The sequence below is a fragment of the Mesorhizobium sp. RCAM 05099 genome (assembly GCF_059683685.1).
Genome location: NZ_JCASJC010000002.1, coordinates 184046 through 205953, shown reverse-complemented (window position 1 = coordinate 205953; position 21908 = coordinate 184046). Strand labels below are relative to the sequence as shown.

The 21908-nt window shown below is 60.8% G+C and carries 21 protein-coding genes; 12 read left to right on the top strand and 9 right to left on the bottom strand.

What is annotated here, in order from left to right; translation table 11 throughout:
- Nucleotide 1: 1 nt before the first annotated feature.
- Nucleotides 2-1336 carry a four-carbon acid sugar kinase family protein gene (locus AC56QQ_RS35760; protein ID WP_497129679.1) on the top strand — a complete coding sequence of 445 codons (1335 nt, stop codon included), beginning with the start codon at nt 2-4 and terminating at the stop codon, nt 1334-1336.
- 322 nt (nt 1337-1658) lie between these two features.
- Here AC56QQ_RS35760 and scpB read toward each other — a convergent pair whose 3' ends face one another.
- Together scpB and AC56QQ_RS35750 are read right to left on the bottom strand one after the other, a co-directional pair.
- Nucleotides 1659-2351 carry an SMC-Scp complex subunit ScpB gene (scpB, locus tag AC56QQ_RS35755; RefSeq protein ID WP_497129431.1) on the bottom strand — a complete coding sequence of 231 codons (693 nt, stop codon included), beginning with the start codon at nt 2349-2351 and terminating at the stop codon, nt 1659-1661.
- 5 nt (nt 2352-2356) lie between these two features.
- On the bottom strand, nt 2357-3370 hold the full coding sequence (locus AC56QQ_RS35750; protein ID WP_497129677.1) for a DUF1403 family protein: 1014 nt from the start codon (nt 3368-3370) through the stop codon (nt 2357-2359).
- 392 nt (nt 3371-3762) lie between these two features.
- Between AC56QQ_RS35750 and AC56QQ_RS35745 the strand changes: the two genes are divergently transcribed.
- Genes AC56QQ_RS35745 through AC56QQ_RS35735 form a run of 3 tightly spaced genes read left to right on the top strand, consistent with a single transcriptional unit; the run spans nt 3763 to nt 5566 of the window.
- Nucleotides 3763-4002, top strand: coding sequence for a type II toxin-antitoxin system VapB family antitoxin (locus AC56QQ_RS35745; RefSeq protein WP_497101079.1), 240 nt, complete (start codon nt 3763-3765; stop codon nt 4000-4002).
- On the top strand, nt 4002-4397 hold the full coding sequence (locus tag AC56QQ_RS35740; RefSeq protein ID WP_489863751.1) for a type II toxin-antitoxin system VapC family toxin: 396 nt from the start codon (nt 4002-4004) through the stop codon (nt 4395-4397). Before AC56QQ_RS35745 ends, AC56QQ_RS35740 begins: the two co-directional genes overlap by 1 nt.
- A complete protein-coding gene (locus AC56QQ_RS35735) occupies nt 4394-5566 on the top strand; it encodes a site-specific integrase (protein ID WP_497129429.1) in 1173 nt (390 codons plus the stop codon). The genes AC56QQ_RS35740 and AC56QQ_RS35735 overlap by 4 nt, the downstream gene beginning before the upstream one ends.
- A 159-nt stretch (nt 5567-5725) precedes the next feature.
- Here the strand turns inward: AC56QQ_RS35735 and AC56QQ_RS35730 are convergent, their stop codons facing one another.
- From AC56QQ_RS35730 to repA, 5 genes are all read right to left on the bottom strand, one after another.
- Entirely contained in the window at nt 5726-6244 is a 519-nt protein-coding gene (locus tag AC56QQ_RS35730; protein WP_489863753.1) for an RES family NAD+ phosphorylase, read from the bottom strand.
- Nucleotides 6241-6630 (bottom strand): antitoxin Xre/MbcA/ParS toxin-binding domain-containing protein, encoded by a 390-nt coding sequence (locus AC56QQ_RS35725; protein WP_497129427.1) that lies wholly within the window; start codon nt 6628-6630, stop codon nt 6241-6243. Before AC56QQ_RS35725 ends, AC56QQ_RS35730 begins: the two co-directional genes overlap by 4 nt.
- 161 nt (nt 6631-6791) lie before the next feature.
- A complete protein-coding gene (gene repC, locus AC56QQ_RS35720; protein ID WP_497129425.1) occupies nt 6792-8009 on the bottom strand; it encodes a plasmid replication protein RepC in 1218 nt (405 codons plus the stop codon).
- A gap of 156 nt (nt 8010-8165) precedes the next feature.
- A complete protein-coding gene (repB, locus tag AC56QQ_RS35715; protein ID WP_497129423.1) occupies nt 8166-9131 on the bottom strand; it encodes a plasmid partitioning protein RepB in 966 nt (321 codons plus the stop codon).
- A 77-nt stretch (nt 9132-9208) separates the two neighbouring features.
- Nucleotides 9209-10411: a plasmid partitioning protein RepA gene (gene repA / locus AC56QQ_RS35710; RefSeq protein ID WP_497101078.1), complete on the bottom strand. Its 1203-nt coding sequence runs from the start codon at nt 10409-10411 to the stop codon at nt 9209-9211.
- 1719 nt (nt 10412-12130) lie between these two features.
- Between repA and AC56QQ_RS35705 the strand changes: the two genes are divergently transcribed.
- Together AC56QQ_RS35705 and AC56QQ_RS35700 are read left to right on the top strand one after the other, a co-directional pair.
- Nucleotides 12131-13000, top strand: coding sequence for an ATP-dependent DNA ligase (locus AC56QQ_RS35705; RefSeq protein WP_489863757.1), 870 nt, complete (start codon nt 12131-12133; stop codon nt 12998-13000).
- A gap of 2 nt (nt 13001-13002) precedes the next feature.
- Entirely contained in the window at nt 13003-13212 is a 210-nt protein-coding gene (locus AC56QQ_RS35700) for a hypothetical protein (protein ID WP_489863758.1), read from the top strand.
- An 826-nt stretch (nt 13213-14038) separates the two neighbouring features.
- Here AC56QQ_RS35700 and AC56QQ_RS35695 read toward each other — a convergent pair.
- The gene (locus AC56QQ_RS35695) at nt 14039-14257 is read right to left on the bottom strand and encodes a hypothetical protein (protein WP_489863759.1); all 219 of its coding nucleotides are present in this window, start codon (nt 14255-14257) and stop codon (nt 14039-14041) included.
- A gap of 966 nt (nt 14258-15223) precedes the next feature.
- The gene (locus AC56QQ_RS35690) at nt 15224-16138 is read right to left on the bottom strand and encodes an oxygenase MpaB family protein (protein ID WP_497101077.1); all 915 of its coding nucleotides are present in this window, start codon (nt 16136-16138) and stop codon (nt 15224-15226) included.
- Between the two features lie 518 nt (nt 16139-16656).
- Between AC56QQ_RS35690 and AC56QQ_RS35685 the strand changes: the two genes are divergently transcribed.
- The 6 genes from AC56QQ_RS35685 to AC56QQ_RS35660 all read left to right on the top strand — a co-directional run bounded on the left by AC56QQ_RS35685 (nt 16657) and on the right by AC56QQ_RS35660 (nt 21904).
- Nucleotides 16657-17070, top strand: a complete 414-nt coding sequence (locus AC56QQ_RS35685) for a hypothetical protein (RefSeq protein ID WP_489863761.1) — start codon at nt 16657-16659, stop codon at nt 17068-17070.
- A gap of 679 nt (nt 17071-17749) precedes the next feature.
- Nucleotides 17750-18226, top strand: coding sequence for a YciE/YciF ferroxidase family protein (locus tag AC56QQ_RS35680; protein WP_489863762.1), 477 nt, complete (start codon nt 17750-17752; stop codon nt 18224-18226).
- Between the two features lie 152 nt (nt 18227-18378).
- The gene (locus AC56QQ_RS35675) at nt 18379-18858 is read left to right on the top strand and encodes a YidB family protein (protein WP_497101076.1); all 480 of its coding nucleotides are present in this window, start codon (nt 18379-18381) and stop codon (nt 18856-18858) included.
- A 135-nt stretch (nt 18859-18993) separates the two neighbouring features.
- Complete coding sequence (locus AC56QQ_RS35670) at nt 18994-19182, top strand: DUF4112 domain-containing protein (protein WP_497101075.1); 189 nt, start codon at nt 18994-18996, stop codon at nt 19180-19182.
- 308 nt (nt 19183-19490) lie between these two features.
- Nucleotides 19491-19781, top strand: a complete 291-nt coding sequence (locus AC56QQ_RS35665) for a DUF1330 domain-containing protein (protein WP_489863763.1) — start codon at nt 19491-19493, stop codon at nt 19779-19781.
- A gap of 638 nt (nt 19782-20419) precedes the next feature.
- Nucleotides 20420-21904 (top strand): sensor histidine kinase, encoded by a 1485-nt coding sequence (locus tag AC56QQ_RS35660; RefSeq protein ID WP_497129675.1) that lies wholly within the window; start codon nt 20420-20422, stop codon nt 21902-21904.
- The last annotated feature ends 4 nt before the right edge of the window (nt 21905-21908 follow it).

The following is a 21908-nucleotide window of genomic DNA, read 5'->3' as shown; positions in this document are numbered from 1 at the left end:
CATGCAAAACCTGTTGCTCAGCTATTATGGCGACGACCTCACCGGCTCGACCGATGTCATGGAGGCGCTCGAACTCGGCGGCGTGCCGACCGTGCTGTTCATGAGGCAGCCCGACGAGGCCCAGCTTGCGCGGTTCAGCCATTGCCGGGCGATCGGCCTGGCTGGGACCAGCCGCAGCGAGACGCCACGGTGGATGGACACGCATCTCACCGACGCCTTCGCCTGGCTGAAGACGCTGAACGCCGAAATCTGTCACTACAAGGTCTGCTCGACCTTCGATTCCAGCCCGACGACCGGCAGCATCGGCCGGGCGATCGAGATCGGCCGCTTGGTCTTCGCGCAGGACAGCGTGCCGCTGCTGGTCGGCGCGCCTCAGCTCAAGCGCTACACCGCCTTCGGCCACCTGTTCGCCGCCTATCGCGACCAGTATTTCCGCATCGACCGCCATCCGGTGATGAGCCGCCACCCGACGACGCCGATGGATGAATCCGACCTGCTGATCCATCTGTCGCGGCAGACCGGGCTTTCCTCGGGATTGCTTGACCTGGCGACGCTGCAGTCCGCATCGCGGTCGCAAGCCTTCGATCGCCTCGTGGAGAATGGCGCGGCCATCGTGCTTGTCGACGTCGACAGCCGGGAGACCCAGGCACTTGCCGGCAAGGAGATCTGGCGCGTCCGCAAGCCGGGCGGCTCTTTCGTCGTCGGCTCGTCCGGCATCGAGTATGCGTTGCTGGCCGAATGGGCGTCGAGTGACATCATCAGCCCTGGACCAGGCTTCACGCCGCCGGGCGCCGCCGACCGGATCGCTGTCGTGTCGGGCAGTTGCTCGCCTACCACCGAACGACAGATCCGGCATGCCCTGGGCGACGGTTTCGACGGCATCGAGGTCGATCCCGTCGAACTGGTTTCGGAGGCTTCGGAGCAGGCAATCGCGCGTGCGGCGGCAAGCGGCCGCGCCAGCCTGCAAGCCGGGCGGAGCGTCATCCTCTACACCGCGCTTGGCCCCGCCGCCGACAGGGGCGCCGAAATCGACCGCCAGGAAGGCGCCCGCCACAAGCTTGGCCGCGGCCTTGGTGCGCTGCTGCGCCAATTGACTGAGGAGCAGAGCTTGCGCCGCGTGGTCATTGCCGGCGGTGACACGTCAAGCCATGCGCTGGGACAAATGGGTGTCGACGCGCTGACTGTCAGGATGCCTCTGCCCGCCTCGCCTGGTTCTCCACTTTGCGTTGCTCATTCGCACGTCAAAGCGATCGACGGGCTGGAGGTTGCGTTGAAGGGCGGGCAGGTAGGAACCGACCGCTATTTCTCGTCCATCCGTGACGGCCTTCGCAGTTGACAGTGCGTTGGGCTGGTAGACTGCGAAACTTGACAGAAAACATGCACCAGTCCATGTGCTTCAACTAGCGCCGATGCACCGAGCGAAAATATGTCTGCTCGAAAGTGGACCAGCACCCCTCCCGACTAGGCCTTCGGGGTGGGTTGAGCGATGACCGCTTTCGGGAAGGCTGCGAATCGCCAGGAATGGCGGACATCAAGCGCATTGATGACAAACGAACTCCGCATGAATTTCGGTCCACGGCCGAAATGTTCCGACCACCGCATACCGCCGATCGATCCCGTAAAAGCAAACGCAGCGGTCGTCCGTCGTCAACGCGCGGTCATTCGCTCGACTCGTCTCCAACGTCCTCTTGGCCGGCCGCAAAGTCGGGCATGATTTCACCGCCCAGCACCCTCTCCTTCGACAGCAGTCCGGCATCCTCGAGCGCCTCGAAGTCGGGCAGGTCACGCAGCGTGTCGAGCCCGAACTCCAGCAGGAATTCCTTTGTCGTCACGTAGGTGTAGGGGGCGCCCGGCGTTGGGCTACGCGGACCGCAAGCGATCAGGCCGGCACCGCGCAGATGACCAATAAAATCGCGACTGATCTCCTTGCCGAAGAAAGACGACAACTCGGCGCGGGTGATGGGCTGGAAATAGGCAACGCACATCAGCACCAGCACCTCTGACTGCGTGAGGTCTGTCGCGCCCTCATTGCCGCCGACCGCACTGCGGATGGCGTCTGCATAGGCAGGCCGGGTTAGGTGCTTCCAGCCACCGGCGACGGCGACGAGGTCATAGGGTCGTCCGCGCAGTTCTTCACGGATGTCGTCGATGAGGAGGTCGATGCTGCAACTTCTGCCGACGATGCGGGCGAGCGTGTCGCGCGTGACGGGCTCGCTGGCAGCAAAAATTGTCGCCTCGACGCGGAGCATCCATTCCCGCCAACGCACCTCCGGCGGCAGATGATCCAGTTCGCGATCGAACAGATGGTCATCAGGCCGATCCTTTCCTCGTCTGCGCACCGCTTCCGCCATAGTCTTCAAAGCCCGTAAATGCGGAACGCGGTGCGGCCGGAAAGTTCGCGGACGGCGCCGAGTTCGACCAGCCGGTCGAACAGGCGGCGCAGCCCACGGTCACTCATGCCGGCGATCTTTTCCGAGGCAACGATCGCATCGTCGGACAGGAGCCTTTTGACAACGGCGTCCGCTGCCTTGGCCCTGAGTTTCGGCGCAATGGCAAGCAGCCGGTTGGCGCGGCGCTCGAGCTCCGCGGAAAGATCGATGGCGCGCAGCGCAGCGCGTGCCTGGGCGGCAAGCAGACCTTTCGCACGCTGACGATCTGTCGAAATGCTTGTCGCCACCGAGCTGGCCGCCGATCGACGCGGGCGAGCGCCCGTTCCCGAGGTCGCTTCCGCGCCCAGCAGCGGCACCGCGTGTGCCCAACCCAGTCGTTGCGCCAGCAGGGCGTCGGCGAGCCAGGCTCCCAGGGCGCCTGCAAAGCCGTGGCGTTCGGCGATCGCGATGGCGCCGGTCATCATTTCCACCGTCCCGTCACTGGCGGCGAGCCGCCGAAGATCGTCCGTCAGGTCGCTCACGCCCGCATCACTACGCAAGAGACCGAGGTCATCCAGCACCGCGCCGATGCCCGCCTCGGTGAGCAGTTTCTCCGCAGGCGTTGCGGCCAGCCTGCGCCAGGCCACAAGCATCCTGCCGGCGGGCCCGGGATTGTCGCCCGGTCGTGTGTGAAGCACGGCGTCGCGCAGCGCGCTTTCATCCTCGACGCGGCCGGCCTGCTTCGCCGTTGCCGCGGCCGCCGAAACCGCCAGCCTCTGCCGCCAGGCGCCAGCCCACCGCTCCTGCCGTCGCACCATCGCATCGAGCGCGCCAATGGTAGCGCCGGCGGCGAGCGCGACCTCCTCAACATCTTTTCCCGCAAGGTTTTGCGCATCCGGGATGGCCCGGCGCAACCATGCCGGCACCGCCATGATCGGTGCGACCGCCGTGGCACCGGGAAGGGCCACGTGGCGTAAAGAGGATTTGGGACGCAGAATCATCTCAGTCACGATGAATCATGGCGGCGCTTCTGGCAACGGAAATAGGCAAAAAGCGCTGTACCTGTCGCACAAACACAACGAACGATAATCTTGCATTATCGATCATTCTCGTCTGCCCAGGAGAAATGTGCTTCTCGTCGAGCAAAATCCCGAAAACGTGCCGGGGACGCTTCCGCGCCGTCCCACAGCACGGCCGTGTGGGCGACAATTCTCGTCGCGCGATCGCCCAGCGTGTGCGGCATCGGCGTGGCCATTGTAGCTTCCCCCAAAAGCGTCACCGCGCCTCTGCTCCCGCCCCTCCGTCAACTCGCCAGGCCAAAGATTTCCTTGCCGGAGGATAGGCGGAGGATCTATATAGGATCGTATAGCAGTATAGAACACGGAGTATGGGGATGGCGTTTTCCGTCAAGGACGACCGCACCGATGCGGCGGTTCGCAGACTGGCCAAGCTCAAGAACATGAGCCTTACCGAAACGATCCGCGACGCCGTGGAACAGGAGTATCAGCGCAGCCGCGGCGCAATCCCCCTGCCCCAGCGGCTGAAGGCGCTTGCCGAGCGCTATCGCGCCTTTCCCGAAACCGGCGCCCAAGCCGACAAGGCTTTTTTCGACGACCTGTCGGGAGATAGCTGATGTTTGTCGACGCCTCGGCCATCATTGCCATCATCGGCGACGAAGACGATGGCTTGGCGCTTGCGGCCCGCCTCGGTCAGGCCGGAAGTGTCCGCGTCTCGCCGATCGTTGTGTATGAGGCCGTGGCCGGCCTGGCGCGCAAACGTGCCTGCCCGGTCAAAGAGGCGGAGGAACTTGTCACCCTGATGCTGGACGAGATTCCTGCGCAAATGATCGAGATCAATGGCGCGATCGGGGGCGAAGCCATCCGGGCGTTCCATCGGTTCGGCAAGGGCCGGCACAAGGCGGATCTGAATATGGGCGATTGCTTCGCCTACGCTTGTGCCAAGCTCTATGACATCCCGCTGCTGTTCAAGGGCAATGATTTCGTGCACACCGACATCGAGGTGGCATGATGGACCGCAAATCCGAGGAGCGACCTATCGCCCGAGAAGACGAGGCAAGCGTCGACGACCTGCCGGATATCATCGGCGTGGTGATGGAAATGAGCCAGGCACCGGTTGATCCCCCCTCGCCTGCTCCGCAGACGGCGTATGGGCCGCGGCCGACGTCCGGTTTGGAGCCAGCGTTTGGCGTTCCGCCTTATCTGGAAGGGCTCGCCGCGCGCGCTCGCGATTACGTTGAGGCAGCAAGCTCGGCCAACACCCGTCGCGCCTACGCCGCGGACTGGAAGCATTTCCGTGCCTGGGCGCGCAGGCAAAATCTCGAGGTGTTGCCGCCAGATCCGCAGGTCGTCGGCCTCTACATCACGGCTTGCGCGTCCGGTAAGGGAACAGGAAACACCAAACCGAACGCCGTCTCGACGATCGAGCGACGTCTCTCTTCCCTGACCTGGAATTTTTCTCAGCGTGGGCAGCCGCTGGACAGAAGGGATCGACACATCGCCACCGTCATGGCCGGCATTCGCAACAGCCACGCCGCCCCTCCCCGGCAGAAAGAAGCCATTCTTCCGGAGGATCTGATTGCCATGCTCGAGACGCTTGACCGCGGCACGCTGCGTGGCCTACGCGACCGCGCCATGCTGCTGTTGGGTTTCGCCGGAGGCCTGCGCCGCTCCGAAATCGTCGGCCTCGACGTTGCCAGGGATCAAACCGAGGACGGCCGCGGCTGGATCGAGGTCTTGGACAAAGGCGTTCTCGTCACATTGCGCGGAAAGACCGGCTGGCGCGAGGTCGAGATCGGCCGCGGCTCATCCGATACCACCTGCCCGGTTGTCGCCGTGCAGACCTGGCTGAAACTGGCCAGGATCGGCCATGGCCCCCTGTTCCGGCGCGTCACCGGGCAAGGCAAGGCGGTTGGCTCGGAGCGGCTGAACGACCAGGAGGTGGCACGGCTGGTCAAACGCGCTGCACTTTCCGCTGGTGTCCGAGGCGACCTGCCGGAAGGCGAACGGAAGGAAAAGTTCGCCGGCCATTCATTGCGCGCGGGCTTGGCCTCGTCAGCCGAGGTCGACGAGCGCTATGTGCAAAGGCAGCTCGGCCATGCCTCCGCCGAAATGACCCGCCGGTATCAGCGCCGAAGAGATCGGTTCCGCGTCAATCTCACCAAGGCGAGTGGCCTGTAGCCGATCGCGAAAAGCCCCCTCCCCTGCCCTGTTGAACGCAACGCAAGTTCTTTTCCATCAAGTGACGGGCGTGATCGGTTTCAACGACGGACATGGGTTTCGAGATCGGCCGATCTCGCCGGCGGGACCCCAAGAGATCGCCGGGCCTCGGCCCACCCATCAACGCCATGACAATTGGTCTTTTGGCAATCGGCCGCTTGGGTCGAACACAACCACCTGGTGAGGCAGGTCAGGTCCCCATTTCCAAAGTACGAGATTGCGATCGTCCGCCTCGGCGCCTGGAGCAAAGCTCGGCACCAGGATTCCGGCAACGCCCTGTGCGGCAAGGCGATCGTGAATGCTCCACGACGGCGGCCGTTCGCCCTTTGCCAGTGCCATTGCCCAGGCACAACTCATGTCTTCCGTCGTGATCGAGACCTTGGCCCGCTCTGCCTCGGACGTCAGATCGACGACATCCGCACAATCGACTTCATAAGAGCACAGGACGCACGGATCGATGCGATGCGCAAAGCCCTGATTGGCCTCCTTGACCGCGGTCATGACGCTTAAAGCGAGGTAAAGCGCAGGCACGCCTTTGGGATTGAAGCGTGCGCCCCTGATCGCTGCCCCATCGCCCGATGTCGGTTTGAATGCCCAGCGTGGATCGTGTGCCCGGTAGCAGGTCCCCACGAACCTCAAGCAAAGCCCCCGAGGGCCATATGGTCGAGATAATCCCGAACGGAACCCGCCTTGCCATCCTTGACGAGCGCTTCGGCGGTGCGTCCTCCAAAGGCCGGCAGGGGTTGGGCGCGATACCAGGCCATTGCCTGTTCCTTGCCCCCCGACCATTCAGTAACCCGGCTGATGATCTCGAGCATCTCGCGCAGGCGACCCTGCGTTCTTGCGGCGCCACTGCGTTCAGCGCGGTAGACGGTTTCGCGAGCCAATCCCGCAGTCTCCGCGAGCTGGCCCTTGGACATGCCAAATCCGGCCGCCACCTGGTCGATCGCAATCTTTCCGCCCGTGTCCATATAGGACAGGACCAGTGGCTGGCCCGCTGGCGAGAGTTTCAGAGCTTGAGTCATTCAGGCCACCTTGCCATATCCATGGACATATTTCTTGTACACAAGATATGGCACATTCGAGTCCCTTACAAGGATGCACCGCACCGCGTTCAGCTGCCCGACCTAAAAAACCCGGCTAGCGCACGAGGCGGGTAGCGGCGTCGGGCCGCCCGCCGGCGTCATCAACCCTGCTTCCTCTTCTCGAGTTTTGCCCGCAGCAGCGCCATGATCATCGGCCAGACCGAGAACTTCCCCTCCCTGGCCCGTGTTGTCAGGCTTCGCAGATAGCCGCCAGGGCTGGAGATATGTTCGAACCGCTGCTGGATCGCGGCAATCACGGTCGCTGCCTGATCCTCGCCCATCACCTCGCATGCTTCCTGGTAGGCACTGGGGCTGATCCCGAGATACGCCCTGCCCGTGGCGGCCGCGGCCATCAGATCCCGCCATGTCCGGATTTCACCGCTCTTGGCCAGGGTCACAATATCCGGGCAGGCATCCAACACGATCCCCAGGGGCAGCTCGCGTTTGGGCAAGTGCCGCACGTTGTCGGTTTCCGCGGCGTTGGCGCTCGCTTCCTTCTGTTCTCCAAAGCCTCGTTCAATTTCAGTATTGGAGTCTGGATTTGAATTCTGTATGTGGCGCTCAGAATGAGACTCATTGGCGTTCTTATTGTGTGAATTGACGAACGTTTCCAGCGTGTTCTGCACCTCCAGCCACAACGCCTCGAGCTCTCCCGCTATGGCGTCGTACGACTGGCGCGGTGCCGTGCGCGGAATCCGGCCGGCGATCCCCTCATACGCGCGCTGGAACCCTCTCCAGTCGGCCGGGATTGCTTCGTCGATGCCTGTCGCGATCATCTTGACGATATCGCGTCGGCACAGAGTGATCCGCTCCTTGGCCAGCTTGAGAGCCCGCCGTTCGGCCACGACGGCCTCGGCGAGATCCTTGAACTCCTGTGCCCGCACCACGATTGGCGCCAGGTCGAAGCCATAAGCCTGCTCGATCTCCCCGCTCGGACCCTTGCGCGCGAAACGCTTGCCGTTGGGACTGTCCCTGCGAATGACCAGTCCGCACTGCACCAGGACGGCAAGATGCCGCCGCAGCGTCGCCGGCGACATGCCGTTGGCCCGACTGATGAGCTGCTCGTTTGACGGAAAGACGATCAGATCGCTGTCGCCGTTGAATGCCGTGTCCGGATGGAACGACAAAAGTGCATTAAGGATCGCCAGCGCGCGATCGGTTGCGCCGACCGCGTCACGGGCCTCGCGGACGTGCTGGAATACATGCCACTTGTGCACCGTGGCATCCTTGTCCACCGCCCTCGCCGCGACCTGGGCTGCCATCATGCCAAGCGTCATTGGCCGCCGCCCAAAGGGCGTCGTCGTGTAGTGCCTCTCCATTTCCCTCGCCTTTCAATCAGGCAAAAGAAAACTGCTCGTCGAAACGACGCCAACGACTCTTGACAGTGATTCGGGGAAGTGCGATTCTCAGCTTGCTACAGACATGAGAAGGGCTTCCGCGACGGTTTCGTTCGGGGGCCTTTTTCTTTTGCGGTTTCAGTCTCCTGTTTTCTTCGCCGCTTCCGATGCCCGGAACGCCTCGAAAAGCTCGTCCAGCCTGTCGGAAATGAATGCACCAAAGGGTGACGCTTCCCGGGATTTCAGGGCGAGCGTAAACACCTTTCCCGTGTCCGTGATCTTGGCTTGCACCGACTTGTCCTGCGGCGCCCAAGCCCTCTCCCTGGGCTTTGATTTCACCCCCGGGCTTTTCACCGGAGCGCTCACACAGTCAAAGAGGCGGGCAAAGCGGCCGTCGCTGCCCAGTTGGGCGAACTCGGCGCTTGTCACACACTCGGTCGCCCGCGCCACGGCTCGCGGATGCTCCATCAGCTTGGCAAGCTGCCACCAGCGATCCCTGCCAATGGTCTTGGCGGCGCCGACCGCCACAATCACCTGCTCTGGAATGTTGCTGGTGACGCTTCGCATCTTCGAATAGGTCGTATCGTCGAGGGCAAGGGCTGACTTGACCGTCTCCGGCGAATGCCCCCGTTTGAGAATGCGGTCTGCAAACAGCGTCCGTTCGATGAAGGACAGGTTTGCCCGCGCCGCATTCTCCTGGCCCTGGGCGATGACATGGTCCTCATCGTCCATTTTCTTGACGACAGCGCGGACGGGCCTCTCCAGCTGGCGGGCGACCCTAACGCGCCGGTGGCCAAAGACGGTTTGAAACCGGCCCGGAACCTCCGGGTGAGGTCTGACCAGAACCGGAGAGTCCTGCCCTCGCGCGCGGATTGCCGCCAGCAACTCCTGAAAGGCTTCGTCGTCGTCGTCCATGCGGTCCGAGACGAAGGACGTATCGACCAAAGCCGGATCGAGATCGACGACCGAACTCTTGGACAGCTCCTCGAATGACTGCATGATCGATCGCGACGCGCCGCGAACCGCATACCCCGACACATCGCGATTGTCAGCGACTGGCGTTGCCGGGGTCATAACACTGCCGAATATGTCCCTGCGCGCCATTCAACCACTCCGATTTTCGGTTAGTCGACTGATTTCACGAGGGAAATGTCCACTTTTTACTGCCGTAAAACACCCCGTCATGACCGCCCCCATGCGCGATGGATGAGCGCTGCGATCTCCGAGTTCACAGCATCCAGCGATTCAAGCGCGCGGTCGTAGGTCGAACGGGTAAAAGCCGATTTCTCCACCTCATAGAGCGTCTGTTTCGTCAGCCCCGCGTCCGAGATTGCCGTCGACTTGAGCATCGGATTGTCGAGGATCTGGCCCGCGAGCATCGATTGCATGAAGCCGACCATCTGCGCCTGCGGAATGTCCGTCGGCTCATAGCGCGTGATCAGATAGCGAAACCAGTCGAGCTCGATGGACGCGCCGGCAGCCTTGATGGTCTTCAGGATGCCGCCGAGCATCAGCAGGAACTGGCTCATCGACATCAGGTCGAGCATCTGCGGGTGGACGGTGATGAGCACGGAGGTCGCCGCCGACATCGCCGTCAAGGTGAGATAGCCGAGTTGCGGCGGGCAATCGACAACCACGACGTCGTAGCGCTCGTCCACCTCGGTCAGCGCCCGGGCGATCCTGGTGAAGAACTGGCGGCCGGCGCTGGAGGATTTGTCCTGCATGGCCAGCGGCGTGTCGTATTCGTACTCCTGCAGCTCGAGATTGGCTGGAATGATATCAAGCCCCGGAAAATTCGTCGGCACGATCACGTCGGCTATCGGCTTGCGCTCGTCGTCGTAGCGGATCGCCTCGTAGAGCGAGAGGTTGCGGTCGAGTTCGGGCTGGAAGCCATGCAGGGCAGACAGCGACGCCTGCGGGTCGAGATCGATCGCAAGCACGCGGTGCCCGGTCAGCGCAAGGTGCTGGGCGAGGTGGGCTGCGGTCGTTGTCTTGCCGCTGCCGCCCTTGAAGTTCACGACCGCGACCACCTGAAGCTTGTCTCCTGGTTTGCGGTGCGGGACGTACTTCTTGACCTCGGTCCGGCCATGCCGATCCAGGAAGTGGCGAAGCTCGAGCATCTGCTCGGCGGTGTAGGACCGGCGCCCCGAGGGGATTTGCTCGGGCATTGGTCCCTTGCCTTCGAGATGCAGGCGCTTCAGATTGTTCTGCGAGACGCCGAGGTAATGGGCGACTTCCGCCATCGAAAATGACCGAAGGGTCTTTGTCGCATTGGGGGGGAACTTCTCCATACGGAGCTGATTAAGGCGCCGCGATATCTCCGCGCCCTGCTCGAGGATCTTGTCGTCGAACTCGAAGCGTGGCAATCGCATGGCAATGTTCATTTTCCGTCCGACCCGAATTGGCGCTTTTTGTGAGCAATCCCCTCAACAAGCGCCATTAAGCTCCGATTCGGACAGACCGGCAAGAAGTTTTAGGTTAACAGAAGGTTAACGAGACCGGCTGCTCCTTTTATCAGGCTCCTGAAAGTCAGCGGGGCGTGCGCAAAGACCAGGACGTGTCCTACTTCAAAGCTAAGCGCATGTTTTCACAGGTGTAAGGGGCCTTTTTTACTGCGGTAAATTTCCCTAGGAGAGGCAGCTTCGGGGCAGGGGCCTCAATGCTGGCTTGGGACGCGACGAGGAACCGGCGCCCATCCCCCTCCAGAGCTGCGATGATGCCTCCAGGCTGTGTTTCGCAATTTCTATTACGCGCGCCCATATGTGCCACGCGGCCGATCCCACGCTTGCGTTCTTGCGCGACCGTAGGATCATTAACGGCGCAGAGGCGCCATGCTCACTGTCGGCTGTGCCGAACCGGAACCGCCCCATCAATGCTCGAGTGCCCAGCCGGTCTGGTCGCAGGCCCAGATCGGCCCCCATCCACGCGCATCCAACGTGTCACGGATTTACCTGTCCAAGCTCGGCCGACGACGACCTCCGCTGCCTCGGCTGCTGTCACCTCCGCCCCTCATAGGGCGCCGAACTGCTTTGACAGGTGCATTGCGGCCTTGGCAAAACGGTCGCCCCAGGAAATGTCCCGGCCGATCGGTGTGTGCGTCGATCCGGTATATCTGTGGTGAAGGCTGAGCACCGGCCACGGTACGACGCGAGGCGCGTGCGCCGTTGCCGAAAAGAGCGCGGTGACCGTTCCGCCCAGCATTTTCCTGACAGGCGGCGAAACGGCGCCTAACAAAACATGGCGCCGCTGTGCAGATCCAAGGCCTATTTTTTATGACCATCCGCAGAGCCTTCCCCGGATCCATCTCGTGGAAGGCTTCTGCTGGACAGTCTCAGCAAAGCGAGCTGACTTTCCTCGCGTACGCAGACCGCGGAGGGGAGGGCGCGCCGGTTACGGATGATATGCAACGGTGGCTCTACGAAGCGCTACGATGGCCAGCGGGCTGCTCTTGAAACGTGACCGGTGCTGACCCACATGCACACCGCGTTGGATGTCTCCTCCCATTGCGTCCGACGCGTTCCCCTTTGGAGGTTTTGAACCTTCATACCTGGCCGGGCTTAAACAGTCCGGCCATTTTCTATGGTCACAACGCAACTGCGGGCACAGCAATCAGCTCGCGATTGCCTGGCGCCTTCGCGTTGAGATAGAGGGGCATGCCGCCAAAAGGGCTGCGCCAGATCCTCGACGGGGATTTCGAACAGCATTCGAGGAGCACACCGCTTGACGCTGTTTTGACCTGTCGGTGGCTTGCGAGGTGTCGGGCTACCCACCAGCCCTTCGAGCATCCGGCTTGGCTTTCTCGTATCGCAGCGCTCTCCTGCCTGCACCATGGGCCGATGTCGACTTGGCCGAAACTCCTGGACGATCGCCCACGTTGAACGGCGGGTACGGTAACAGTTGATTCAACCATTGCTGGTATTCTAGGGAAGTGTGGTAGCGGCTCCGACACTGCGACGGGGGTGGGTTGCCGGAGCCGCCTGCGCAGTCAGGGTTGGGGTCGACCGCGCTGTCCCAGAATAGGACGGCGCGGTCAACGATTCGTTAAAATGCCTCGGAACTAATTAAGCATACGCTAATTGAGTCGCGATCGTGCGAGTCAGTTCATGCGCTTGAAGTTCATTCCGCCGTTGATGCCGACGCTCGTCGAGCAGCCTCCCGAGGGCGACGACTGGATTCACGAGGTCAAGTTCGACGGCTATCGCTCGCAGCTGATCATCGACGGCGCCGGCACCAGGATCTATACGCGCAACGGCCACGACTGGACGGCCAAGTATCGCGACCTGGTAAACGAATCCGCCAGCCTCGGCGCCGAAAGCGCCATTGTCGACGGCGAGATCATCGTGCTCAACAAAGCCGGCCTGTCCGACTTCGGAGAGCTGCGCCAGGCAATCACGCGCCGGCAGCATGATCTCTATTTCGTTGCCTTCGACCTGCTTTACCTCAATGGTCACGATCTGCGCGACATGACGCTGGAAGAGCGGCGCGAGATCCTGGCCGGCATGATCGAGCCGGGCGGGCGCATCCAGTTCAGCGAGCCGCTGCCGGGCGACGCCAAGGCCATCTATCATCTGCTCGACGAGGCCGGACTCGAGGGCATGGTGTCGAAGCGCCGCGACAGCAAGTACCGCGGCGGCCCGTCGACAAATTGGCTGAAGACGAAATGCTACGCCATCGACGAATACCAATTGCTTGGCGTCGAGCGCGAGGCCGGCAAGCCGGCCTTCGCGCTCATGGCCGATCAGGTGACAGGCAAGTATGTCGGCTCGGCCTTCATCAATTCCAGTCGTGCGATCCGTGAGCGGCTGTGGAAGCGTGTCCAGGACCATGCCGGGCCGGCGCCCAAGGGAATGAAACGGCCGGCGACGCAATGGGTCAAGCCCGGCCTGATCGGTCGCGTCAAGCACTTGCGCGGCGAAGAGGATTTACGGCACGCTTCGCTGCAGGATTTCTGGGAGGAGAGGGGGGACGTCTAGCCATGCCGATCAAGAGAAAAGCGACGGAAGCAGGTATTTTTGACCCATCTGAATTGGCGATGTTGGCGCGAGTCTACGAGCGGCTAAAGCTCGATAATCAATCCACCGATGCACGTGACGGGCTCGCGTCTCGCATCATCGCCAACTACATGGCCGGGGTCAACGACGAGAACGAACTGGTTTCGCTTTCAAAACAGCCTTTAGGTCGCTAGCCGACTGTCAACTCTCGGCTTGGCGGACAGGAACAAATCATGGGTTCGCAGCTTTAGGAGACAACGAAGAAATCCCCAGGGCGCGTCCAATATGTTCAGTGACAAAGAAACACGAGTTTTGGAAGCGGGGCTGTTCGCGGCAGTGCCTCTATCGATCCTGATATCGATCATGATGGTCAGCCTTACGTTCGGCTGGTTTGGATGAGCGCGGCGGCGCCAACTTCCTGGATTTGCGAGGATCACAATTCCTTACGAATATGTAAGGCGTGAACCTTGGCCAAGCGATTATAAGTGAGAGCGAGCAGCAGAGATTCAGCCCCGCTGCTCATTGGGTGCACCACATCCAGCGGCCCGCTGTCTCGTCCCAATCAACCTTGGCAGCGGGCTGTCGGCTTTAGCAGATCCGGTTTCATCGTGGCGAGGAGTCAGGAATGCGGATGTCCGGCGAGTGTGTTCATCTCGGTCGCGATTCTGCTTTTTTCGCAGGGCCCGCAATTTGGATGACGGTTGAGTCGATTGTTTCAAGCCGTCCCGCCGTCGCTCATTGAGACGCGTCCGGCGTGATGAAGCCTCAACAATCCGCCGCTTGGAGAGGGGCCGATCCGATTGCAGCTGGGGACTGGATCGTGCGTACCCGGTAAGGCTGTACGCCAAAACCAATGTGATAGGCGACGTACGGTTTTTTCGGAACCGACTTGCGGCAGTCAAGTTCTACTGGTGCTCGGTTTCCCTCACCGAGCCGGTGTAACAGAAAGGCCCGTCACTGCTTGCTCGGTGGCGGGCTTTCTCTTTTTGACGCGTCCGGCGCCGCCAAGTGCAGCCAGGCTTACGCTCGAGCCGCGCGACGCTTGGAAAGCGACTGCCACAACTCTGCTTCTTCGATGAACCCGCTCTCAAAAGCCTCGATAACTTCGCCGGCAAGCATATTCCTCTGATCCACGTCTTTAAGGGCGAGCCGGCGCTCATGGCACAAGTGGTCGAACACCCTCTGGATGATTGCCAGGTCGGCTGGGTTGAATACGCTACTGTATTTTTTGAAGGGCATGACGCTCTCCTCCCTTTGTCTGGGCGAAAGCGTGATCGGCTCTTTCAAGCGTCCGTCTGCCTCGGTTGGTCCGGACGACAAACGGCATCCTATACGCGCACACACGCCTTGGCGAATCCTTGGTGGACGCACATTGAAACCACGACCCAATTTCTGGAACCATTTCAGCGCCAGCTAATTGAATCGCCGTGGCAACGCAATGCGCCGACCTTAGCACCGCAGGGGTATGCGAAACCCCGGCATAGTCCCCGTCACACCCCGGGGGCGGCCCGCCGCTGCCGTGAATGGAGCGGCGGGTTTTTTGCTGGCCGCACTGGAACTGTTGCCGGCGGCGAAGCCTACTTCGCTGACCCGTCGTCGATGAGGGGTGAGGCGCTCGGCATGCATTGCTGCCAGCCGGCTGGCGTTGGCTGCTTCTCATATTCAATGATGGCAGCTGGGCACTGTTCGCGTTTGGCGAACGTTTCTGGCAACACCGCCAAGCCACCTTGAGGGCCTGGGACGACGAGATACCAGGCCAGAGCTGTCGGAAGCACGAGGCTCTTCTACCCATTTCTGCCGACGCCGGATCGGAACGATCGGAAGTTGATGGCGAAATGCTGGCTTTCAGCCTTTGATGGCATTTCAGCGCGGCATAACCGACGGATCAATGTTGCTGACTGAGTTACGATCGCGGCGTCACGCGTGCCGGACAGCGCCGTCATCGGGTAACGAACGTGCGCACTCAAAAAGCTGCATTGGCAACTGGTGCTGACCACTAGCGACAAGCAAGCGACCCTCGATCTACCCAAAGAGATCGGCGACTAGGTTCGAGACGATCGTGCCGAATTCGGAGAAGCGTTGGTGCGTAAGGCGACGACCTTCTCCATTGTGCATTGCACCGCGCTGAGGAGCTTGGTCGTACCTGCAATGGCAACGATCGATGGGTTTGCGCAAGTACCCAGGCGAGTGCGAGTTGTGCGGGCGTTACCCGCTTCTCGGTGAGCGATGCTCGCCTCGGAGGTCGTACAGGAAGGTCGGCGACCTGCCAAGCCTGACAGACGCCTTAGCTGGAGGAGCCGTCCTAATTGGTAATATGTTGGCGAAGCGCGCGATCTGGTTGACCACGTGGAATTGCAATCTTCCAAGGCCATGGTCCTCCAGCAACAACTTCCTGCGAACCTTCTGGGGCAGAATTTCAACTGCGGCTGCCACAAGCAGTCGCTGCACAGGACGCATGCCCGAGGCGATCGATGCCGTCCTCATTATGTCAAGAAACTCGAATATTATGCCCGAGGACTCCAGCGATGGCATCATCTGGTCGAGCATCGAGTGCCATTCATCCATGGAACGGGGCGCGCTGATTGCACCGTAAAGGCGCGCAGCCGGCTCGGCTTCCGCGAAAGCCTGGGATTTTTCGGCGCCACTGATGGGACTGGCGAAGCGTGCATAGGCCTCGATAAACCCGAATGATGCCGTCGCCTGCACCCAGTCGAGAAGCCGAGGGTCGTTGGCGTGATAGGGCTTGCCATCCGGCGTTGCGCCATGGACCCCTTCGTGCACCCTGACGACCCTCGCGATCATCTTTTCGGCGGCACTCTTAGGCCCGTAGACGGTCATCATCGCCGCCGCGCCTGTACGTCGTAGGCGCATGACCGGGTCCTTCTGAAAGCTGCTGTGATCCCAGACCCCGGAGCGGACTGACGGCTCTGCAAGTTCGAGAATGACGGCAGCCACGCCTCCCACGAACAGCGTCACCGGGTTCTTGAAAATGCGCCAAGAGATGGAATCTGGCGGAATAAGAGCCAATTCTCCCGCTGGCTGGCTGAAGTCGAAATCTAGCCCCCTTGGGGGTTTCATCAGATCAGCGACGGGAGCAAGAAAGCGATCGAGAATGGGCATACACTTTCCGTCTGGATCAAGGGCTTCTTATCTAGCGTTCAACCCTCACATCGGCAACGAGCGAGCGATCTCTCCCGGATGAGCTGCTCAATGCAAGGGGTGAGTTGGCATCGTCGTCCGCGAGCGATAATGGCCGCTGTCAGCCTTACAAAAAAACTCTTCGATGCGGATCTTGAACGTGATTTCCCCGTTCGCAGCGGCTTTCTACTGAAGCTCGTATAGGAGCATCCGAAAGCCCGCCTTCGACGCATCAGGCGACCGGGCACGTACACGAGAGGATCGTGACGATATGTGACACCTCAACTGAGCGCCGCACATGGCCTGCGCTCTATAGCAAGGGCTGGGTATTGGAACTCGTCCGGCGAAAGAGCACGTTCCCAAAAAGTCCTACTAGGGCTCATTCCAGTGGCCCACTGGATAACCCTTCAATTGATGCAGAGCGCCATTGTTTCTCAGCCATTTGTCTGACCTATTGTGATTTGCGGCTCGGGGGCGGGCCGTATATTGGGGGAAGAATATTGAAAACTCTTGGATATTTGGGGGCAGCTTCGGCTGCTCTTCTGACTGCTTGCGCCACGCCTGCGGAGAAAATCACTGCCGCTTACACCTCACCGATTTTGTATCAGAATCTAACATGTCAACAGATCGCAGCCGAGGCACAGGCGGTGACGTCTCAAGTTGCGATAGCAACCGGAAACCAGAATCAGAAAGCGACAGGTGATGCTGTCGCCTTTACGGTCGGCATGGTTGTCTTCTGGCCCGCCTTGTTCCTCATGCACGGCGACGGCGCCGAAGCTGGCCAAGTCGCCAATCTGAAAGGCCAGATGCAGGCGCTCGAAATAGCCAGTGCGCAGAAGGGCTGCGGAATAGTGTTCCAGCAGCCAAAGCCGGAGCCGAAGTCAGCAAAGAAAGGCGCGACACCCTATCCATGACCGCCTTAGGACACCCTCGGACTGCGTCGCGGGAAAATCCATCGGTGAGGGGGCGGGCGGCCTTGGACCGTGTCTTCGGGCCGGCGGCATTGTCTGAGAGTAGCTCTGCCCGATAGGAGGTAGGGGAAACCGGGCCTCACTTCCCACACGCACCCTCCCAACATTCGGAAAGAGGTGACCATCGGTCGCGCTTCTTGCAAAGGCTAAAAACAAGGTCTACCGCCTGTGATGAATGGGGATCTCGCGGACTCCGTTTGTTTTGACTGCTCCAGCTTCAGGAGCAATGCGGATTGCCGAACCGCCGCCGCTTAGAGACACAACCTGCTTTCTCAGCTGTGCAAGTTCGCCCACTCGAACCCTTGTAAATGCCCATGACCATGGGACCCGACGCTCGGCCGCAAACGTCTTCTGCCCTCGCTCCAGCATCAATGCGCCAGACAAAATAGCCTTTGCTTTATTGTGGCGGGACGGTTTGGTTTGGATCTAACAGGTGACGAAAGATTTCATAACGGAATGAACAGCAGGCGCTGCAACGCCGGCGCCAAATTGGACACGTTGGGCCAGACCAGGTTCGAGGCGCGAGAGACAGGCGAAGTGCGTTAGCCAACGGTGAAAGCACGGAACCATTCGCTTCGCCCGTTCTTTCTGCCAAGCCAATCCGGGCTAAAGGAGCATTCTGATGAAAACGCTGGCTGACATTTTCGAGCATACACTTCAAGACATGTACTATGCGGAGAACGCGATCACCAAGGCTTTGCCGAAGGTTGCCGGGGCCGCGAAGGATGCCAAGCTCAAGAAGGCCGCGGAGGACCACCTCGAGGAAACGAAGGGACAGATCAAGAAGCTCGATCAGGTGTTCAAGTCGATAGGGAAGAAGGCCTCCGGCGAGAAGTGCGACGCTATCGAGGGTCTGATCAAGGAAGCTGACGGACTGATGGAGGAAGCGTCAGGAACGGCCCTGGATGCGGGCCTGCTGGCGGCCTGTCAGGCCGTGGAGCACTACGAAATCTCCCGGTACGGCTCTCTGCGGGAATGGGCAAAGGAGCTCGGGCATGACGAGGCGCACAAGCTGCTCAGTGAAATCCTCGACGAGGAGAAGGCGACCAACAACAAGCTGACGAACCTGGCCGTTACGTCGATTAACAGCATACGCTAATCCCCCGAGCCACGCTGATCCTCCGCCCCAATGGCACGTGGACTGCGAAGTCAAGATCGAAGTCGGGACCGCAGGGTTCGACTGCATCCGGCAGAACATTCGATCGTGGCTCTCGGAACTTTTGTGAAGCCAGGCCCTTCTCCATTCGAACCATGGAGGACTCAATGGCAAATCTGGGAAAATTGGCGGTCGCTATGCTTGGCGTCCTGGCATACCAAAATCGCGACAAGATCAGTGAGATGATCCGGGGAGCCGGAGGACGAAACCCGAGCGACTCTCAAGGCGGGATCTTGGATGAGATATCGAAAGGCGTGTCGGGAACAGCCCTCGGTGACATCCTCGACCGATTCAGAGGGGCAGGGGCAGGGTCGAAGGTCGACTCCTGGGTTGGGAGGGGGCCGAACACCCCAATCGAATCAAGTGACGTGGAAGCAGCTATCGACGAAGACACCCTGACTTCGCTTTCGACACAGACGGGTCTTTCACGCGAGGAGCTCATCCGCCGGATCACGCAAGATCTACCAGAGGCAGTCGACAAGATGACGCCAAATGGTGAATTGCCTGCGGAGCCGACGCAAGCGGATAGGACGACCCTGCTTGACGACGTACCCCCGCGTCGGACTCAGGGATAGAATTCAGCTGGTCCGGGGACGTCTAGAATGAGCTCTACAGCGCGGAGATCTGCTTACCCGCCCCAAGCCAACGGCTGGGGTCCGGCAGGGCTATCAAGCCTCTGAGGCGGCAAGGACAATTGCCGAATTGGATGTGTGGTTGCGCTACTCGATTCCCGCTGGCGTATCCCTGGAACATCAATTCGTTTCGGACTGGTCCCCGTGCTCCGCGTGCTGCTCGATACGGTCTTGGGAAGCGTTCCTGCTCTCGCCTCAATCTTCGACGTCTATTTCAAGGCAAACAATCGCAACGTCAGACTGCTTCGCCGTCATCTGCAGAGGTAAAGGTTGCGGTGGCAAGCGACGTTCGTTTGCGACCGGCGAAGAATCGAGCGGGGACGGGTTTCATCTCAACCTCGGGGTCCGCCGCGGCCGTTTCCAAGGCCGGCGCGCAAGGCAGTGATGATGCGGATCACTCGTGACGATAACATCCACACTAGCGCGCTGCGCGCCGACCTTGCTGCAGCATCATGTAGGCCGCAGGGGGAATGTCCGGCGTTGTCGTCTCGGTGAATGCGAGCCGCCCCGGCCACGCCGGATGCTAGGCTGTCAAATCGGTGCGATGCTGTACAGTGGCGGGCTGAGGTTCAGGCATGCGGGCGTTTGTTGTTTTCCAGGAAAACCTGCACGATCAGGCAAAGTTCGACGCCTATCGCAAGGTTGTTTTACCCACCTTGGCTGCGTTCGAAGGCAGGTTTCTTGCTCGCGGTGGAGAGTTCTCAATTCTTGAGGGCTCCTGGCCCTTCGCCCGCACCGTAATCATAGAATTTCCCTCGCGGGCCGCTGCCGAGGGCTGGTATGCCTCGCCATCCTATCAAGCGATCTTGCCGCTTCGCCTGCAGAGCATGACTTGCAACGCCGTCATCGTTGATGGGGTGGATTAGTTTGTAACGGCTGGTCCAGCGCCTGGCCGAAACAATAGCGAGAGTGCCTCTCCACGGCTCTCTGTCGACTTTTCAAACGGTCATGAAGCCTCCTGGGCGGCAGGCCTATAGACTTTGAATGTCTGATCCGGTGAAAATTCCTCTCTTGCGATACAGCGTGCCGAGCGCCTCGCCTTTCCCTGAAAGCGGGCTTCGACGCTCGTTGATGGGGTATGATCATGAGCGGGTCGTATGCCCTGCGGCTCGACCCGATAGTATCGCCGACGGACTTAACGGCTCTCGCTGGGCCGGTTGTTGTAGCTACAATTAGCTTTGACCGCGCCAGTGTGGTCGATATCTGAATTTGCCTAACCCGGCGACGGGTTCGCTGTAGCCGCCCCAGGGCGAGGCGAGCGCGATGTAACTTGTTCCTGCCGAAACTCCTGCTATGAGGCAGGCCGCACCTTCTTTGCCGCGCAAGTGCCTCACACGGCCGATTGCGCGACCGGAAGGCTTCAGCGCCAAGTCCGTGGGCGACATCGCAACGAACGCGGCGGCGGTCAACGCGAGCGGAACCGCTACCGAATTGGCGCGTTAGGGCCTCGACCGGGCCGCCGAGGTTTGTGCGTCTCGCCGGGCTATGATTTGTAACTTTGGTGATGTCCCAGATGAACGGCCCACTTCATGCTTCGGATGGCGTGGTCGATGGGAACAGCCGTAAAGTCGAACGCTTAGTGCACGTGAGGCGGAGTCACCCTGCAGCAATTGCATCTCATCTGCACCGCTGGTGGGCCACGGCCTCGTTGGCTCTTCAGTTCCTCATCGTTGGCGGCTTTTGCCTGATCGCCGTAATGTGGATTGTCGGCTTGTGGGTCACATCGCAAATACGCGACGGCGTCATCACCAATGCTGCCGGCACAACTGCTCTCTACGTCGACAGCGTCATCTCGCCCCTTTTACCTGATATGCGCAGAAGCGAGGAGCTGACCGACGGCGTCAAACAGGCCCTTGATGAGACCCTGGATCAGGGAGTCCTTGGAAAAAGGATCGTCTCTTTCAAACTATGGAGGCGAGACGGAAAAATTCTCTACGCCACCGACAGCGCACTGATCGGCAGAGTGGTCGAGCCCGGCAAGAACCTATTGGCTGCGTTCGGCGGCAGTGTCGCCGCTGAGTTCAACAACCTGGATGCAACGGAACGTCAGGAGCAGACAGGAGCGACGTCGCCGTTGCTCGAAGTCTACAGTCCGATCCGCGAACCGTGGTCAGGCGATGTCGTCGCGGTCTCTGAATTCTACGAAGTCGCTGATGACTTGCACGCGACGCTAAGGTCGGCGCTGTGGTCGAGCTCGCTGGTCGTGGCCGGAGCCACAATGATGGCCCTCGCGTTGCTTTTTGGCATTGTTCTGCGAGGCAGCCGCACCATCGCGACGCAACGTTCAACCCTTGAGGTCAAAGTCGGCGAGTTGGAAGATCTGTTGGCCCAGAACTCTTCGCTCCGGCGGCGCGTTCAGCGAGCCGCGGGTCGGGCCACGGCGATCAACGAACGTCACCTGCGTCGCATCGGGGCCGATCTTCACGACGGGCCGGCCCAGCTTGTCGCGTTGGCGGCCTTGAGACTGGGTAGCCCGCTGCTGTCCGATCCCGTTACTCCAACGGCACTGCGCGAGGCCGAAATCCTCAACATCCATAGCACCCTAGATGATGCACTGCGCGAAATACGCGCTATTTGCCACGGGCTGGTACTGCCCCAGATCGAGACGTCGGCCGTTGTCGACATCTTGAAGTTGGCCGCTGCCGAGCACCAACGCAGGACATCGTCAAGCGTCGCGCTGGACCTTGCCGACGACATGCCGGAACTCGGGACTTCCGAAAAGATCTGCATCTATCGTTTCGCACAAGAGGGCCTGAACAACGCCTGGCGCCACGGGAAAGGAAAGGACCAAGCCTTGAGGGCCTTGATCAAAGGCGGAAAGTTCCAGGTTCAAGTGACGGATAGCGGCCCTGGGTTCAACGGCTCTTCAAGCGAAGGGCTTGGCCTGGCAGGCCTTCGGGAGCGCATAGAAAGTATCGGAGGCCATTTTGAGACCCTCTCTGGTGCCAGCGGTACGCGGTTGACGATCTCTCTGTCGCTTGAGGGCTAGGCGG